Annotated in this window: 10 protein-coding genes and 1 pseudogene; 5 read left to right on the top strand and 6 right to left on the bottom strand. The window is 70.3% G+C overall.

Going from position 1 to position 15,994, the window contains the following annotated elements:
* Window positions 1-772: 772 nt before the first annotated feature.
* Window positions 773-1,309, bottom strand: a pseudogene (locus ACN28I_RS38220) (serine/threonine-protein kinase); the annotation flags it as partial.
* Window positions 1,310-1,713: 404 nt separating this feature from the next.
* Here ACN28I_RS38220 and ACN28I_RS38215 point away from each other — a divergent pair.
* A complete protein-coding gene (locus tag ACN28I_RS38215) occupies window positions 1,714-3,027 on the top strand; it encodes a sigma 54-interacting transcriptional regulator (RefSeq protein WP_420946830.1) in 1,314 nt (437 codons plus the stop codon).
* A 36-nt stretch (window positions 3,028-3,063) separates the two neighbouring features.
* On the opposite strand, the gene ACN28I_RS38210 is transcribed toward ACN28I_RS38215, so the two are convergent.
* Window positions 3,064-4,302: a matrixin family metalloprotease gene (locus ACN28I_RS38210; protein WP_420946829.1), complete on the bottom strand. Its 1,239-nt coding sequence runs from the start codon at window positions 4,300-4,302 to the stop codon at window positions 3,064-3,066.
* Window positions 4,303-4,598: 296 nt separating this feature from the next.
* Here ACN28I_RS38210 and ACN28I_RS38205 point away from each other — a divergent pair, with 296 nt between their 5' ends.
* Window positions 4,599-4,988, top strand: a complete 390-nt coding sequence (locus ACN28I_RS38205; RefSeq protein ID WP_420946828.1) for a helix-turn-helix domain-containing protein — start codon at window positions 4,599-4,601, stop codon at window positions 4,986-4,988.
* 221 nt (window positions 4,989-5,209) lie between these two features.
* Here the strand turns inward: ACN28I_RS38205 and ACN28I_RS38200 are convergent, their stop codons facing one another.
* The 3 genes from ACN28I_RS38200 to ACN28I_RS38190 form a co-directional block, all read right to left on the bottom strand.
* Window positions 5,210-5,992, bottom strand: coding sequence for an IS630 family transposase (locus ACN28I_RS38200; RefSeq protein ID WP_420940705.1), 783 nt, complete (start codon window positions 5,990-5,992; stop codon window positions 5,210-5,212).
* 22 nt (window positions 5,993-6,014) lie between these two features.
* Window positions 6,015-6,284 (bottom strand): helix-turn-helix domain-containing protein, encoded by a 270-nt coding sequence (locus tag ACN28I_RS38195; RefSeq protein ID WP_420940706.1) that lies wholly within the window; start codon window positions 6,282-6,284, stop codon window positions 6,015-6,017.
* Window positions 6,285-6,496: 212 nt separating this feature from the next.
* Window positions 6,497-7,048, bottom strand: coding sequence for a uracil-DNA glycosylase family protein (locus ACN28I_RS38190; RefSeq protein ID WP_420948793.1), 552 nt, complete (start codon window positions 7,046-7,048; stop codon window positions 6,497-6,499).
* 270 nt (window positions 7,049-7,318) lie between these two features.
* Between ACN28I_RS38190 and ACN28I_RS38185 the strand changes: the two genes are divergently transcribed.
* Genes ACN28I_RS38185 through ACN28I_RS38175 form a run of 3 tightly spaced genes read left to right on the top strand, consistent with a single transcriptional unit; the run spans window position 7,319 to window position 14,497 of the window.
* Entirely contained in the window at window positions 7,319-12,898 is a 5,580-nt protein-coding gene (locus tag ACN28I_RS38185; protein ID WP_420946827.1) for a transposase, read from the top strand.
* Window positions 12,895-13,968 carry a hypothetical protein gene (locus tag ACN28I_RS38180; protein WP_420946826.1) on the top strand — a complete coding sequence of 358 codons (1,074 nt, stop codon included), beginning with the start codon at window positions 12,895-12,897 and terminating at the stop codon, window positions 13,966-13,968. Before ACN28I_RS38185 ends, ACN28I_RS38180 begins: the two co-directional genes overlap by 4 nt.
* Window positions 13,943-14,497: a CHAT domain-containing protein gene (locus tag ACN28I_RS38175; RefSeq protein WP_420946825.1), complete on the top strand. Its 555-nt coding sequence runs from the start codon at window positions 13,943-13,945 to the stop codon at window positions 14,495-14,497. Before ACN28I_RS38180 ends, ACN28I_RS38175 begins: the two co-directional genes overlap by 26 nt.
* Here ACN28I_RS38175 and ACN28I_RS38170 read toward each other — a convergent pair.
* Entirely contained in the window at window positions 14,469-15,983 is a 1,515-nt protein-coding gene (locus tag ACN28I_RS38170) for a hypothetical protein (protein ID WP_420946824.1), read from the bottom strand. The genes ACN28I_RS38175 and ACN28I_RS38170 overlap by 29 nt on opposite strands.
* Between the last annotated feature and the right edge of the window lie 11 nt (window positions 15,984-15,994).

Below are 15,994 nucleotides of genomic sequence, written 5' to 3'. Positions count from 1 at the left end.
GCGCGGCCCGCTCCGCGGCGTCCTTCGCCAGGGCGATGCCCTGGGTGTAGCGGCCCGCGGCGCGCAGCACCCGCGCCCGCGCCACCTGGGCCCACAGCGTGGGGGCGGAGTCCCCGGGCTCCTGCACCGCGGCGGGGGCCCCTGCCGCGCCGGGGCCGCACTGCGTGACGGGGCTCAGCGACTGCACGGCCTGCATCACCTTGCCCGCCACCTCGTCGTCCGCCTGGGCGAGCAGGTCCCCCAGCGCGCGCAACTCGTCACGCCGCCGCTGCAGGCAGGTGTCGCGCAGGTGGTAGTCCGCCTCCGGCTGCGTGGCGCGCACGCGCGTGGCCTCACAGTTGTCCCGGGTCTGCGCGGCCCAGGCCCGGGCATAGGTGTCCAGCAGGGGCCCGGCGCGCTTCCAGGCCTCCAGCGCGAAGGGGCGCCCGAGGGCCGTGAAGGCCCGGGCCGCCGCGTCCCTGCGCGCGCCGTCCCACAGGCCCGCGAGGCTCGCGGACTCGGCGCACCTGCGCTCCTCGCGCCAGCGCTTGTAGGGGAAGAGGCCCACGCCGGTGAGCACCGCCAGCGCGAGGGCCCCGAGGCCCAGCCGGCGCGCGTGCGTGGCGCTCGCGTCCCGCGTCAACTCCTGCAGCAGCGCGTCCAGGGAGGGGTAGCGCTCGCGCGGCTCCAGGGACAGGCCGCGCCGCAGCACCCGCCGCACGCGGGCGGGGATGCGGAGCGCGCTGGAGGGGGCGGGCGGCCTGCGCCCGTGGAGCGCCTCGTACAGCGCGACGCAGAAGGAGAACTGGTCGGCGCGTGCGTCCGCGGGGCGGCCCGCCAGCACCTCCGGCGCCTGGTAGCCGCGCGTGCCCACCACGGGAGCGCCGCCCGCGCCTTCGCGCTCCGCCTCGGCGTGGAGGAGCGCGAGCCCGAAGTCGGTGACGCGCGCGCGGCCGTCCCCGCCGAGCAGGACGTTGTCGGGCTTGAAGTCGCGGTGGACGAGCCCCGCGGCGTGCGCGGCCGCCAGCCCCCGCCCCGCCTGGAGGAAGACCTGCACCGTGTCGCGCCAGGCGCGGGGGCCGTCCTTCAGCCAGTCGCGCAGCGTGCCGCCGTCGACGAACTCCATGGCCAGGAACACCTGGTCCCGGAGGTAGCTGCCGGCGTCGTGCACGGAGACGACATTCGGGTGGGAGAGCCGCGCGAGCGCCTGCGCCTCCTGGAGCAGCCGCTGCTGCCGGGCCGCCCCGGGCACGTCCGCGTCCGTGCGCACGAGCTTGAGGGCCACCTTGCGGTCGAGCTTCGGGTCATACGCCGCGTACACCACGCCCATGCCGCCGGAGCCCACCGGCTCCAGCACGACGTAGCGCCCCACGCTCGTGCCCCGCATCAGCGGGCGCGACACGGGCCGGAGTCCCTCCCCCGTGGCCGCCGAGACGTCATCCGCCGTCGCGGCGCCCGGGCCCGGGCCGAGGAGCCGGCACCGCGCGCAGCCCTCGCGATGCGACGCGAGCTCGCGCAGCGTCCGTGCCGGCAGCGTGCCAAGGCTCCAGGCCCGCCATGTCTCCAGGTCCGGGCAGTCCATGCGTCCCCTCCTCAGGGAGTTCCACCCCCGGAGGCTGACACGGAAGCATCGTCCCGCGACAGCCCTGCCCGGCCCCGCTCCGGGAATGGGGCCGGGCGGGTGGCCTGCATGTCACTGGCGGGGCCCGAGCCGCCTGTGCCAGCCTCCGCGGGATGCGAACGGGTCTGGAGACACAGGAGGACAGCCAGCTGGAGCCGGCCGCGCCGGAGCCGCCCCGGCCCGGGCTCGTCTTCGTCTTCTCCGGCGGCGCGCCGCTGTTCCGCCCCGTCCCCCTCACCCGCGGCCGCCGGGTGCTGGGGCGCGAGGGCGCGGGCGAGCTGCCGCTGCCGGACGAGCGCCTGTCCCGCCAGCACGCGGAGGTGTGCCGCGAGGGCCCGCACTGGCACGTCGAGGACCTGGGCAGCCGCAACGGGACGTTCGTGGACGGCGAGCAGGTAACGGGCCGCCGCACCTTCACCCACCCCCGCGTGCTGCGGCTGGGCAACACGCTGGCCCTCTTCCGGGACGACGTGCGCCCCCTGGCCGGCGCGGACGTCGTCCGCGGTCCGGACGTGGTGCGGGGCCCCATGTTCCACGGGGTGCTGGAGCAGGTGGCCCCGGCCGCCCTGGCCGGAGAGACGCTGCTCATCACCGGAGAGAGCGGCACGGGCAAGGAGCTGGCCGCGCGCGCCTACCACCAGTCCGGCCCCAACGCGCGAGGGCGCTTCGTCGCCATCAACTGCGCCGCCGTCCCCGCCAGCGTCGCCGAGCGGCTGCTCTTCGGTTCGCGGCGCGGCGCGTACTCGGGCGCGGAGGCGGACACGGAGGGCTACGTGCAGGCCGCGGACCGGGGCGTCCTCTTCCTCGACGAGGTGGCGGAGCTGTCACCCGAGGTCCAGGCCAAGCTGCTGCGCGTGCTGGAGACGCGCGAGGTGCTGGCGCTGGGGGCCTCGCGGGCGCAGCCGGTGGACGTGCGGGTGTGCTCGGCCACGCACCGGGACTTGCGCGCCGCGGTGGCCGCCGGCCAGTTCCGCGCGGACCTCTACCACCGGCTGGCCCAGGCCCGCGTGCGCCTGCCGCCCCTGCGCGAGCGGCTGGAGGAGGTGCCATGGCTGCTCGCGCATGCGCTCCGGGACGCCCCCATGCCCGCCCTCCACGCCACCTTCGTCGAGGCCTGCCTGTTCCGCCCCTGGCCCGGCAACGTGCGCGAGCTGCTCGGGGAGGCCCGGCGCGCGGCACGCGAGGCCACCGCCTCCGGCACCCGCTCCCTGCGCGCGGAGCACCTGGACGCGGAGGCGGGCCTGCCGCTGGAAGGCCCCACCGAGGCCGCGGCCGCCTCCCCTGCCCCGGCGGCTCCGGACCGCGCGACGCTGGAGGCCACGCTGGCCGCGCACGGCGGCAACGTCAGCGCGGCGGCGCGCGCGCTGGGGCTGCACCGGACGCAGGTGTACCGGCTGATGCAGCGCTGGGGCCTGGACACTCCGTAGACAGCGGTCTTGGGTCCACCTCTCAGCAGCCTGCGCTCAGTACGGGTAGAGCTCCGCTGCCGCCTGCGCGTCGCAGGACGTGAGGGCGGCCGCACACTGCGGGGGGTTCGTGTACATGATGGAGTTGCAATCCGTGTGGTGGCCGATGCCGAGGGTGTGCCCGATCTCGTGGAGCGTGAGGGTCTTCGCGTGGTGCGCGCCCGTGTAATAGGTGTTGTTCAACTTCAAGTTGCTTCCGGTCATGCAGGAGCCTGACCAGGAATTCGTCCCGTACGCGTGCCAGCCGGTGTAGCCGTAGTAGCTCTCGTGCACCGTGACGTCCGAGGTGCCGCTGGAACGCCAGGAGAGAGACAAGCTGTTCGGGACGCCCGTGTTCATCCACGCGGTCAAGGCGTCGCCAACAGGCCACCGCGTACTCGTGTAGTCCGTGTAGGTGACGGTCGTGGGCTTGCGGCACCACTTGTAGCCCAAGAACTTCACCCCGCACCAGGCTTGGGCGGTCACCCCGTCGGAGCCCGCCTTCAACACGGTCTCCTCGCGCGTGTCGGGACCCAGGTACTGCACGGCCTGCGCGCGGGCCTCCACCCGGTCGAGCAGCGCGGCGGCCGGCTCGCCCTGCACGCGGTCCTCCTTCACCCGCATGCGGCCCAGCGGTCCGCCCGTCACGGAGTAGAGGCCCATCGTGGAGCTCGCCGCCAGCGTCCCGGAGCCTCCCTGCGGCGTGAGGAAGAAGATCGCCTGCTCGCCCACCTTCGGCAGCGGGTTGTCCCGCGGCTCCAGCGTGCATCCGTCGGAGAGCAGACCGCCGGGGAACATGATGTCCACCGTGGCGCCCTGCGCGAGCGCCCCACCCGAGGCACTCTCGAGGCCCAGCGAGGAGCGCGCCAGGCCGTTGATCCGCACGGTCGCGATGGTCACCGGAAGGTCGCTGTAGATGCCGCTCGCCTCTCCAGTGGGCTGCCCCTCCACCTTGGACTGCGCGTAGGCGCGCATGACGTCGAAGCGCGTGGACTCCACCCGACCACCGATGATCAACGCCGAGTGGTCGGTCAGGTCCTCGATTGAGCCCTCATGGCGCACCCAGTCCATCTCGAGCGTGTGCGTCGTTCCGTCGGCGTGCGCGTGGGTGGGCAGCGGCGTCCCGGGCACCCACGCCTTCACCTCAGCGTCCCGCGGAGTGGACTTGCTCGACTCATCGACCTCAGCGCTGGTGCAACCCACCACGCTGAAGAGCGCCAGAGGAACAACCCAGGAACGCGCCTGCTTCTTCGTCACAATCATCTCCTTGGGCAAACGCCGGAGTCCGGCGCCCGCGTCGATGGGAACAACAAACGCATCACCTCAAGGACGAAAAACCGCGGCGCGTGTCCCATGCGGAGCCGAAAAAGTGACTTCGCAAAGGCCTCGCCGACTCGACTTCGCAGCGCCCGAGCCAGCCCCAGCCGAGTCATCCCAGGGGCCGCCGGAGGTGAACCCTCGCCGCTTGCCGCGGGTTTGCCGCTGGCCTCCTGGCCCCGGAAAGACGAAGGGCGCGGACCCGAGGATTTCTCCAAGGATTCCGCGCCCTTCTAATGGTCGGGGAGACAGGATTTGAACCTGCGACCCCTTGGTCCCGAACCAAGGCCGGGGAGCGTCCAGGCGTTACCAGCGGTTCACAACCCTACGTAAATACTCGGGTTTCTGAAGCCGGGTCTGTCCAGCCGTCCCATCCAGTACGCGCGGGCACCAAGGATTTTGCTGCTACCTTGCTGCTGCACCCTACCCCGGTGCCCCCCAGGTCCAGCGAGCCGGAGCGATTGCTGACCGTCCGGGAGGTCGCGGAGCGGTTGGGGGTGTGCCGGGCCACAGTGTACCGGCTGTGCGCTCAGGGCACATTACCCCACATCCGCATCTCCAACGCGGTGCGTGTCGAGGCCCAAGCCCTGGAGAGATTCCTCCGAGAACGTGCGCTACAGGAGTGAATGTCGGAATCTAGCCACCAATCACCTACCCTCTGCTTCAGCTCCCGGTCGAGGCGCCCTGGCGCACCCGTCAGCAGCCCTCCCATGCTCCCTCCCTGTTCCAGCACTCCACCCGCAGCAGGGCCCCCATCCCGCCATACGCCTGATAGCTGGTCTCACCGCGACCCTGTTTCAGGACAGCGCGTTGTCTAGTGGAGTGTCCGACAAGTTTTTCAACATAGTCAGGACAGGTGCCGGTCCACCCACGAACGCATCTTGGCGCGAGTCCAGGACCAGGTGAAGGGGTGGGCGTAGAGGCGGTTGTACTCGGGCCAGCTGGCGTCGAGGTGCTTGATGAGCTCGTCACGGCTGGCCCAGTCCCCTCGTTGCAGGTAGCGCTCGGTGAAAGCGCGAAGCAGCAACTCCGCCTGATTGAGCCAGGAGGCATGAGCTGGAGTGAAAATCACCCGGACGTGCGGGTAGTGGGTGCGAAGGAAGTCGAGCGTCTGCCTGGCGGTGTGACTGGAGCCGTTGTCCCAGATGAGGTGGATGCGCCTGGCGTCGCGATGGTCCCCAAGGAGTTGCGGCAGTACGGCTCGCAAGCAGTCCCCGTTGTTTCTCTCCAGGTCCCAGCTGCGCATGCGGCCGGAGTGCACTACCAGCTTGGCCAGGAGGTTCACCGTACCGTGCCGCTTGTACTCGAACTCCCGGTGCTCGATGAGGCCGGGCTGCATGGACCGCACGGGCTGGTCGCCGTGCAGCACCTGGATGTTGGGCTTCTCGTCCACGCACAACACCACTTCGCCCTTCTGGGCCAACTGCTGCGCTTGCTCATAGCACCACAGCACCTGGGCCGCTTTGTGACGGAAAGTGTCGTCCAGGGTGGGTGTCTTCCAGTAACGCGTGCGGTGCGGCTGCAAGTCAGCGTCGTGCAGGATGAGCGCCACCGTGGAGTGAGAGATGGTGGGCGCAATGCCACGCTGACGTGCCACCAGGGCCAGGCTCCGGGTGGACCAGTGCGTCATCTCCAAACCGACGCCCGCCGGCTCACAACATGCCAACTGCTCCACCTCCACTCGCTGCAGGGGGGGAAAGCTCCCGCGGACGGCCGGAGCGGGGTGCATCCAGCACCACATCGACACCGTATGCTTCGTAGCGACGACACAAGTTCCAAATGGTGGTGCGCTCCAGTTCGAGTCTGTCGGCCAGCTCCGACACGACGATGTCCGGGGCGGTCATGGCCAGCAGGATGCGCGCTCGACGCGCGACGCGCTGCTCGGTACGTCCGTCCTCCACCAGCGTCTTGAGGTAGGCCACTTCCCCAGGCGAAAGGTGGAGGAGATGCGGCGGTCGTCTCCTCATCCACCCAACTTACCCGGTCTCTTCGTCCACCCAACCTACCCGCTGGCCCGATTATGTTGAAAAACTTGTCGGACACTCCACTAGTGGAGTGTATTGCAAATCCTTGGACATAGTCCTGGGGCCGGTGCCGTTCCCCAAGCGGGGCTCCGGACATAGGCCCTCGGCGACTATGTCCAAAAACTTCGCGGACACTCCACTAGCGCACTGTTGAACAGCCTGCCCGATGACGGGTGCGGGACAGAGACGACATTTACGCCGGATGGCAGCCCACAGGCCACAACCGCAGCACGAGCCTCATCTCCAAGCGTTACGATTTTCCGGTAGCGTCCGGAATTGATAGTCCCCTGAAGCCAATGACGGCACTGCACCAGCGCCACTGCGTCGGGGGGATTGTCGCGGGGCGGCTTTCCATCCGGGCTACTCGGTGGCTTGCCCGGATAGCAGAGTACCGCGTTGGTGATGTCGTAGTCTTGCCGGTTCTTTCCGATCCTGAGCCACGACTTCCGTAGCCGGTGGGCCGCCGACTGAGGGTTAGGCGAAATCAATGGGTGGCCGTCCTCCCATTCATCGACGCCAGGCGCCCGGGCGACAATCAGGACGTCTGAGCCGCGCTGCTCGATGGCGAGCGGCTGATGGGCACGTGTGGTCGGGGGCAGGGCCAGGGGCCCACCGGGATGGTACGGACACTGCCGGCAGATGGTGCTGTTGTAAGTCGGCATCGTCATGTGTGTCATGTGTTCCTGCTGCTCCTCAAATGGGGGGCAGAGCCGAAGCCGGAAGAGGCGAGCCGGCCGTTAGAGGCAACGGCGAGGGTGGAGCAGAACTCCAGCGCGGGCCTGCTGTAGCAATGTAGCAAGGCACGTCGCAGCGGCCCTGGCGGCCCTGGAAGGGGGCAATCCGGTGCGGGCCGCGACCCTCCTGCGCCTCCAGCGCTCGTAAGCATCCAACCACACGAACAGGCAAGGGACGAGGGGGGTGCCCATCCTGCAATGCGAAGCGGGCATGCGACGGCGGCGCATCTGACGAAGCAGGTGCTGCCGTACGTGCCCTATCGTCAGTGGACGCTGTCCTTTCCTCACCGAGTACGGTGGGTGCTGCTCAAGGACGTGGGACTCGTCTCGGACGTCCTCACCCTCTTCCTGCGCGCGGTGTTCGCCCTGCAGCGCCGGAGGGCACGGCGGCAGGGCCTGCGTGGCGGGCAGGTTGGGGCCGTGTCGTTCATCCAGTTCTTCGGCTCGGCGTTGCAAGTGACGCCGCACTTCCACTCGCTGGTTCCGGATGGCGTCTTCGTGCCACGAGAGGGCGGAGTGTGCTTCGAGCCGTTGCCCCCGCCCACGCAAGCAGAGGTGGAGCGGCTGCTGAGGGTGGTGCGCCACCGGGTGCTACGCCTGCTGGAGAAAAGAGGGGCCCTCCCCGCTCAAGGGCCCGAGGACGCGCGGCAGGCCTACCAGGCACACTCGCTGCGGCAGCGGCTGCGCTGGACGGAGTTGGACGTCCGGCCCCCTCCCAGAAAGCAGCCCCGGTGCGCCTTCCTGGAGGGATTCTCCCTGCATGCCAACACGCACCTTCACGCGAACGACTGGCAGGGGCTGGAGCGGCTGTGCCCCTACGGGGCACGCGGTGCGCTGGCGCTGGAGCGTTTGTCACGAGCGGAGGATGGCCGCATCGCTTACCGAATGAAGCGCCCGCTGCCCGACGGCACCACGCACCTGCTCTTCACCGAGCTGGAATTCTTACGGCGTGTGGCGTCCCTGGTGCCTCCGCCTCGGGCAAACCTCACGAGGTTTCACGGCGTCTTCGCTCCAGGCGCACACCTGCGGCCATTTCTGGTCCCCCAAGCAGGTGAGGAGGAGACGAGGCAAGGTGCTAGGCCACGGCATCGAGGCGAACGGCACCTTCTACCGTTGCGCCCATTGCGCCCAAGCCGACGGAGCGCGCTCCGTCGTCGACAACGAGGATCACGCCCCCGTACAGTAGGCGGAGAGGCGGGGACCTCTCGCCCCGTCACGACGCACGACGGTGCGGAGGGGCGAATGATCCGGGAAGCCGTGGAGCAATTCCGTACGCGTGCCGTGGAACTGTCCCGACACGTGGGGGGTCCCCATCACGTCACGTTCGAGCCGCTCTGGGAAGCCGTCTCGCGGGAGCCCCCGATCCCACTGGAGGTGGAGGGGCTCACGGAGGTCCGTGAGGCGCTTCGTGGACTCGAGCCACTCCCGAGGCTGCTCTCCTGCCTGCTCCTGCTCCGATGGCTGGGTGGAGCGCCTGGAGCCGCGAGCTGGCCGGCGACGTTCACGCGTGATGCGGCCACTGCGATCTACGATCTGGGCCGCGCGGAGCTGTTCCCGTTCCGGATCTTCATCCTCGATGGACTGCTCTCGACGGTGACCCATCCCGTCGAGGGGGCCGAGTTGCTCTTCCTGCGCGGCAATACGGCGCTGCAGCTCTCCTCCTGGGATGCCACCTGGCACGAGCACGCGGTCCGGGATCTTCGCGCCGCCGCCGAACTGGGCCGGAGCCTGGGCCATGTCCTCACCGAAGTGCAGGCGGAAGGTGCCCTGGTGCGTGCCGCGCTCGTGCGGAGGATGGGCGGTCCACCCGCGTCCCTGGAGGAACTCGAGCAGAAGGTGGCCGCCCTCTCCTCTCTCCTGCCTCGCGCGGAGCCCATCGACCTGGCCTCGGACATCCACGAGCTGCTCGCCGACCTGGAGGCGCTGCGCGCCCAGCAGGGACAACCGCAGGCGGGAAGACGCGCCATCCAACACGCCCGTCGGGCGCTCGAGGACGCACGGAGCCCCAGGCTGAAGACCGCTCGCCTGGCCACGCTCGCGCAGATGTTGCTCCTTCATGGCACTCCCGATGAGGCCCCGGAGGCCATGCGCCTGGCCCGTGAGTCCGTCGGCACCCTGCCCGCGGAGGCCGGTCCCCTCCTGGCCGTTGCGCCCTTGATGGGCCTGGGCCTGGTGCTCCTCCGCTCCAACATGGCCGCCGAGGCCGTCCAGCACCTGGAGCATGCCCTGGCGTTGCAAGCGCGCCAGCAGCCCAGCGCCAACCGCGACCTCTGCCGCATCCATCTGGCGCAGGCGTATCTCGCCCTGGCACGTCCCTCCGATGCCGCCCACCAGCTCGAGCTCGGCCTGCGAGACGCGCGCGCCATCGGAGATCTCGCCTCCGTGCTCGATGCCACCCGGCTCCTCGTGGAACTGGACTGGAAGGGGGGACGTGACGAGCTCGCGGAGGCGCGGCTGCGCGAGGCCGAGGCACTGCTCGAGGGAACCGCTGGACAGACGCTCCTGGCCCTGGAGCGGCTCCGCCCCCGACGTCATGGGGAAGTGCCCTCCGCCGAGCTCCTCCAGCTTCTTCGTGACCGCCTCTCGGGCCGGGTCCGCTCGAACGCCGTGGCCGATGAGCTCTTCCAGGGCGTGGTGGCGAACCATGCCACGGAGTTGCCTGGGGACCTCCGCCGCCAGCTCCTCGACGAGGGAGCGCGGCTCGTCGTCCACCCGTCCATCCGGGCCCGGCTGCTCGCCGCGGAGGGACGAGCGGTGGAGGCGGTCGGGCTCCTGCGCGACCTCCTCTCCCAGAGCACCGAGCCCCGGGAGCGGCTCCAGGCCGCAGCACTGCTCCTGGTGTTCCTCCCACGGCAGGCGGATGAGGAACGGCTGCGTTGCTGCGACGTGGTCGAGGAGCTGCTCGAAGGCCCCTTGGATCATGCGGCGACGCGCTACGATCTGGCCGCCGCGTTGACCATGTGCTCGCAGGATCGGCCCGAGTTGATCGAGCGCGCCATGCGCCACGCCGATCGGGCCGCGCCTCAGCTCGAGGGCGACCCGGGTACTCGCGAGGTCACGACACGGCTCCGGGCGAAGCTCCGGTTCAACCAGATCGTGTTGGGAGTCGGTGGTTCCTCGGTGGCGTTGGCCGGGCAGGCCACGTGGTTCGAGAACCGGCTGTCCCTGCCCGGGCCCGAGCTCGCGGAGCTCCGGTGTGATGTGGCGCGGGGCCTGCTCGCGTCTGGTCCGCTCGCGCACCCGGAGGCGCTCTCCGTGGCCGAGCGGCTGCTCGGGCTCGTTCCACCCGACGGCGATGCACCCGGGCTGCTCGCGAGGTTGCGCTGGATTCGCGCGCGCATCGCATCGCCGGAAGCGTCCACGCAGTCACTCCCACCGCCCACGCTCCGAGGTCCATTCGACGAAGTCCCCGCGTGGGCCATCTCCCTCGTGCAGGGCACCGCGCCCCAGGGGCTCACCGCCCCCGAGAGCCGAGGGTTCGATGCCGTATTCGTCATCGCCCGCGTAAGGCCCGACAGGGCCGAGGCGGTGTTGATCTGGCTCACCGGACTGGACGCCAGCGAGGAAGTCCTCGAGGCCATTGCCTCCGTGGCCGGGAGTGCACCACGGGCGTCGGTCCAGCCGCTGATGGATCTGGTGGAGAAGATGGCCGGGCGGAACACCACCTTTCCGCTGCTGCACCTGCGGGTCCTGCTCTACCACCACTCGCTCGAATGGGGAGAGGGCTCCCGCTACCAGCGGGCCGCGGATGCGCTGCTCGCGGCCGCGCGGACTCCCGAGGAGCGCATCGAGGCGCTGGTGCAGAAGGGCATCGAGCGCATGAATGCCTTCCGCGCGCATCCTCATGATGATGAACAAGGCCGCGCGGTGACGCGGGCCGCGCGTGACGCCATGGCGGTGGCGCTCGATGAGGCGCGCCGCCTCCAGTTCGATCGGAAGGAGTTGTTCTCCCTGCTGGTGTTTGCGGGCAATGCCTTCCGGACCGGAGTGGAACCGGACGTCGCGCGGGCCCTGGCGCTGTACGAGGAGGCGGAGAGATTTGGGGCTCCATCGCCCTGGGAGGAGGCCCGCCTGGGACGGGTACTCGCGGAGACCCTGCTCGAACGGGGTGGGTCCGGAGATGCCCGGCGGGCCCTGGAATGGGTAGAGCGTTCGCTGAAGGTCCGCAAGGAGGGCTACCTGCGCGTCGAGTCGTTGCTCACGGCGGCGCGCGCGGAGCTGTTGGTGGCGGAGGGCAGTGAGCCCGTCCGCCTGCGCAGGTCGCTCGAACGGCTCGATGAAGCCGAGCGGATCGCGGAGAAGCACCAACTGCGGGACATCACCCACAAGCAGGTCATCGTGCTCGCGAAGCTCGTCCGCTGCAGTCCCGGGGAGACCGCCTTGAAACGGCGTCTGGAGGAGCTCGCCCGGCGCCACCCGGAGTTCGCGGAAGACATCGAGCGCGCCATGCACGGCGTCGAGGGCCCGCTCCCCCGGGACATGATGGAGGACATTGGACATGCGATGAGCCATCCCGCGCTTCGACGCCTCACCGAGGCCATCGGTCCCCTCTCCCCCCGTGACCTGAAGATGATGGAGGAGATGGGCCGCCGGTTGAACGCCGATCCCGCCACGATGCGCAGGCTCCTCGAGCAGTACGCGAAAGAGGATCGCTCCCCGCAGGCACTCCGCAAGCACGCCGATCGGTTCATCCAGGTCCAGGATCCACAGGAGCGTCCCGGGGCCGCGGTGGGGCGGGCCCGCCTCCTGGCGCATGTCGTGGAAGACGGACTGGCCCGTGCGGAGGAAGTGCGCACCGCCGCCGAGGAAGCCGAGCAGCTCGCGCGGCAGGTCAAGGACCCGCAGGTCCGAGGGAGGCTCCTGGTCGAGCTGGCCCCGGTCTGGGCGCCCCGGGATCATGCGCGTCACCCCGTCCGGGATTTCCGCCGGGCCGCGGAGATGGCCCGTGAGGTCAGGGAAGCAGCCGCTGCGGGGAGCGAGACCTCCCGCCTCGCCCTGCAGATCCTGGCACGGGCGACCCACTACCGCACGGATGGGGACATCGCGGCGCACTGGCGGGAAGCCGAGCAGCTCTACGAGCAGTGCGTGGCGGAGTACGAAGCCGCGGGCCTGCTCGACGTGGCGGCCAATGCCCGAAGCAACCTCGAGGAGCTCCGGACCGCGCGCCGGGGTGGAGATCAAGAGGCGTCCATGCGCGACGGCCTCGCTGCGGCCAGGGAACGGGTGGCACGCGCCGGCTCTCCAGAGCAGGAAGCCAGTGCCCGGCTGAATCTGGCTGTCACCCTGACCATCCAAGGGGCCCAGATTCCCGGTGAACGGGGGCGGGCGATGCTCACCGAGGCCCGGACCGAGTTCGAGCGCATCGACAGATCCCTCCTGTCGCGCTCCGACAAGGAAGCCGCCGACAACTACGGAACCATCTGCCGCGCCGATCTCGCCGAGCTCAGGGGCCAGAGGCAGGAGGCCATCGAGCTGTGGCGTGCACGGCTGGACTCGCTCGCCCCGGACGCTCCCGACCTGGACAGGGCCTATACCCTCCACAACCTCGCGGACATGTTGATGCGGCCCGGCTCGTTCCTGCCCCAGGTGCTGGAGGGGTTGGACCTCTCGGAACGCTCGCTCCAGGTCCGCACTCTCGCGGAGTATCCCCAGCACCATTGGGAGACCTGCGAGAACATCGGCAGGACGGCCGCTGGATTGCTCGCCCCCCCCCGGAAGGAATCTCCTGGGATCCTCCCTTCGCCCGGGCGCTGTGGGCACGAGGCAGGACGGCCTTGAAGTCGGCGCTCAAGGCCGCCAGGCGTATCGGCAGTCACGATCGGCTCATGCAGTCCGCGAGTCACCTGCTCTCCCTGTCCCGGCTGGCGCCCTCGGTGACCGAGCTCGAGGAGTCGGCGGAGGAGGCCTGGAAGACCATCGACGAGGCCCGGCCGTACCTGCTGCTCGAGGAACGGGCCGGTGAGGTGGAAGCGACGCTCGGTGCCGAGGTGGCCGCTACCCTGGCGGTCCGCCTGGCCGATACCGGGCTGGTGGGACTCTCGGAAGGCAGTGGCTTCGTGCTCTCGGGCGAGCGGGCGGAGCGGGTCCTGCGCTGGATGGTGCGTGCGACGGGCGCGGCCCAGCGCCGCCTCGCCGGCCGGATGGCTCGTCCGGAAGGAGTCCCCTACCCCACGTGGGGCACATGGCTCTCCGCGGTCCGCGCGGGCGACGCGCGGGCCATCGGACGCGCGTTGGATGCCATCCGCCAGGGCTCGTCCTCCTTCCTCCGCGGTGAGCCCGAGCTCGAGGGCACCTGGAGATGGCTCCGCGAGCGTCCGGGCTCCGCCACCCTCGCTGTGATGCAGACCTCCCGGGGGATGCTCGCCGCGATCCTCGAACATGACGGCAAGCCCCGGGTGCTCGTGGCGGAGCTGAAGGTCCCACCGCCTCCCCGTGAGGAAGACGCGGTGTCCCGGAGCGTGACCGTGGATGGGCCCGGCGAGGCCTACCGTGCGTTGCTGGCCTGGGCGGAGGCGGGCATCGTCGCGCCCCTGCGGCGTCTGCTGTCGTCGGAGAGCCCCGCGCAACTGCTGTGGATCCCCACGGGGGCGTTGCGGATGCTGGCTCCCGGGGACCTGTGGCCTTCGGTTCCCGTCACGTGCGCGGCGAGAATGGACCTGGAGACGCGGCCCGCGCTGGAGCGCCCCCGAAGCACCTTCCTGGCGGTGGCCGATCCCGGGCGGGGGACCCCGGCGCCACATGGTGAGCTTCCCCGGGGCCATCGAGGCGGGAGCACAACTGGCCCGGCTGCTCCCCGAGGCCATGCGGCCCCTGCGCGTTCGTATGAGCCGCGGGGCCGTCTGGGGTAAGGCGCTCGGAACCTCATGCCCGGAGCTGGTCGAGGGCCCCGCCTCGCCCGACGACATCCTGCGCGAGATGGCGGACGCCGATGTCGTCGTGTTGCTGTGTCATGGCGAGGTGGACGGGCCCCGGCAGGCCCGGCTGATGCTGCTCGACAGCTCCGGGACGCTGGTGCCCCTGGAGATGGAGCAGGTCGCCGAGGACCCGAGGCGTGTGGCGGGAGCCACCGTCATCCTCCTCTCGTGCGAGACGGGACGGGTGGGCGATTGGCTCCATCAGGCGGCGGGACTGTCGGGCACGCTGCTGGCGTGCGGAGCCCGGAATGTCGTGGCGCCCTTGTGGCCCGTGCGGATGGATCCCGCCATCGCAGTCGGTGAGGCCGTCCTCGCGGCCCTCGCCGCACGCGAGGATGTCTCCGTGGCCCTGCGGCGGCTGAGCCCACCGGAGGGCGGAGCCACGCTGGGCCGGGTGGATCCACGGCAGCGGGCCCAGGAGCGCGCCTGGTCCGTCAAGGCGTTCGTCCAGTGGACGGGGTGAGGAGCACCGTCGCCAGCCGCGTCTCAGTGGACGAGGCGGTCTCCTCCAGGAGCCGCTCCAACTCCACCGTCTCGGGCAGCATGGGGGCCGCGATGGCCATGACGAGCGCGGTGGCGTCCTCCCCCTGGAGCCGCCACACCATCTGCTCGAGCCGCCAGCCATTTCCGTGACGAACATAGTCCGTGCCCTCGTGCAGGAGCGCACCCGCCGGATTCTCCGCATCGATGATGAAGAGCCGGAGCCCCCATCCAGCGGGGCAGTGCCCTTCCGCGACGACGAAGAACCCGGGGACGCCCTTTCCGAGTACGGCCTCGGGCTCCAGCGCCCCCGTGATGGCGAGCCCTTCCAGCGCGTGGTGGACGCGTGCCGTCCAGGACTCCAGCGACTCCCGCCACGCCTGGAGGAATCCTGGGAGCGGAGGAGCCGTGGCCGCCGTGATGACGGTGTCCCAGAACCGCCGGGCAGCGGGCCCCGAGACCTCCTGGCGATCACGCGCCCACGACTCGAAGCCGGCCAGCGAGGACCGCCACCACCGGGTGAGGCGCGACAGCTCGCCGAGGAGGTGCCCGAGCTGCTCGTCGAATCCGAGCACCTCGGCCACCACCAGGAGATCCTCCAACGCCAGCAATGCGTCCTGGGTCTCCTCGGACTGCGCGCCCGCGAGCGAGGACTCGAGGTGAGCCAGGAGCGGCTCGACGCGGAGGCGTCCCTTCAACAGCCGCACGGCGTCCGGGCGATGCCGTGCCAGCGATTGCTCGGCGGCCTGGAGCGGCAGGGCCACCTCCGGCTCCCGGGCCACGAGCCCCCGGGCATGACCGATGGCGCGGATCCACGCCCACGCCTCCCTCGTTCGCGAAGGAGGCTGCCCGCGGGGTTCCTCGATCTCGCGGAGGACCTCCGCCTTCCATGCATCCTGTTCGGACATTGTGTTGACCAACGTGTTGACCAACCTGCTCCAGCGGCTACGGGCTTCCTGGTAATAGTCTTCATCCCGAGGTTCCGAACCATCGCCGCCGGACAGGTCGGCGGGCAGATCGGGACGGAAGGCCGTCACGACGGACACGGGCGGATCCATCCCCACGGACACCAGCACACCGCGAGGCGTGCAGAACATCAGGCGCCTGAGCTCCTTCTTCTTCTGGATACCTTCCCTGCTCTCCGGGTGTGCCAGCTCCCGCATGTAGGCGGGCCCGTACCAGGTGTCGTGGTGCCGGCGGAGCAACTCCGTGCAGGCGGCGGGAACACCCTGGGGCAGTTGGGGTCTGGGCCTTCCCGGTCCAGAAGTCTCGGGAGGTGGAGGACAACCTTGCCCCTCGGCCTCTCGAACCAGCGTCTGGATGTCGGTGCCCACCAGGCCGTCCCAGCGCTCCATGGAGTTGTACAGGTGCTGCCAGACCTTGGTGGCCCGGAGCGACCATGGCAGGGGATGGATCTCTCCCCAGGGCGGACGAGAAACAGGACCGGGTACCTTGTTCCTGGGTTTCACTTCCCTCTCCT

It is taken from the genome of Archangium gephyra (assembly GCF_049060025.1).
GTDB classification, from domain to species: domain Bacteria; phylum Myxococcota; class Myxococcia; order Myxococcales; family Myxococcaceae; genus Archangium; species Archangium gephyra_A.
The sequence above is the reverse complement of the archived record's forward strand: the minus strand, read 5'-3'. Positions and strand labels throughout refer to the sequence as shown.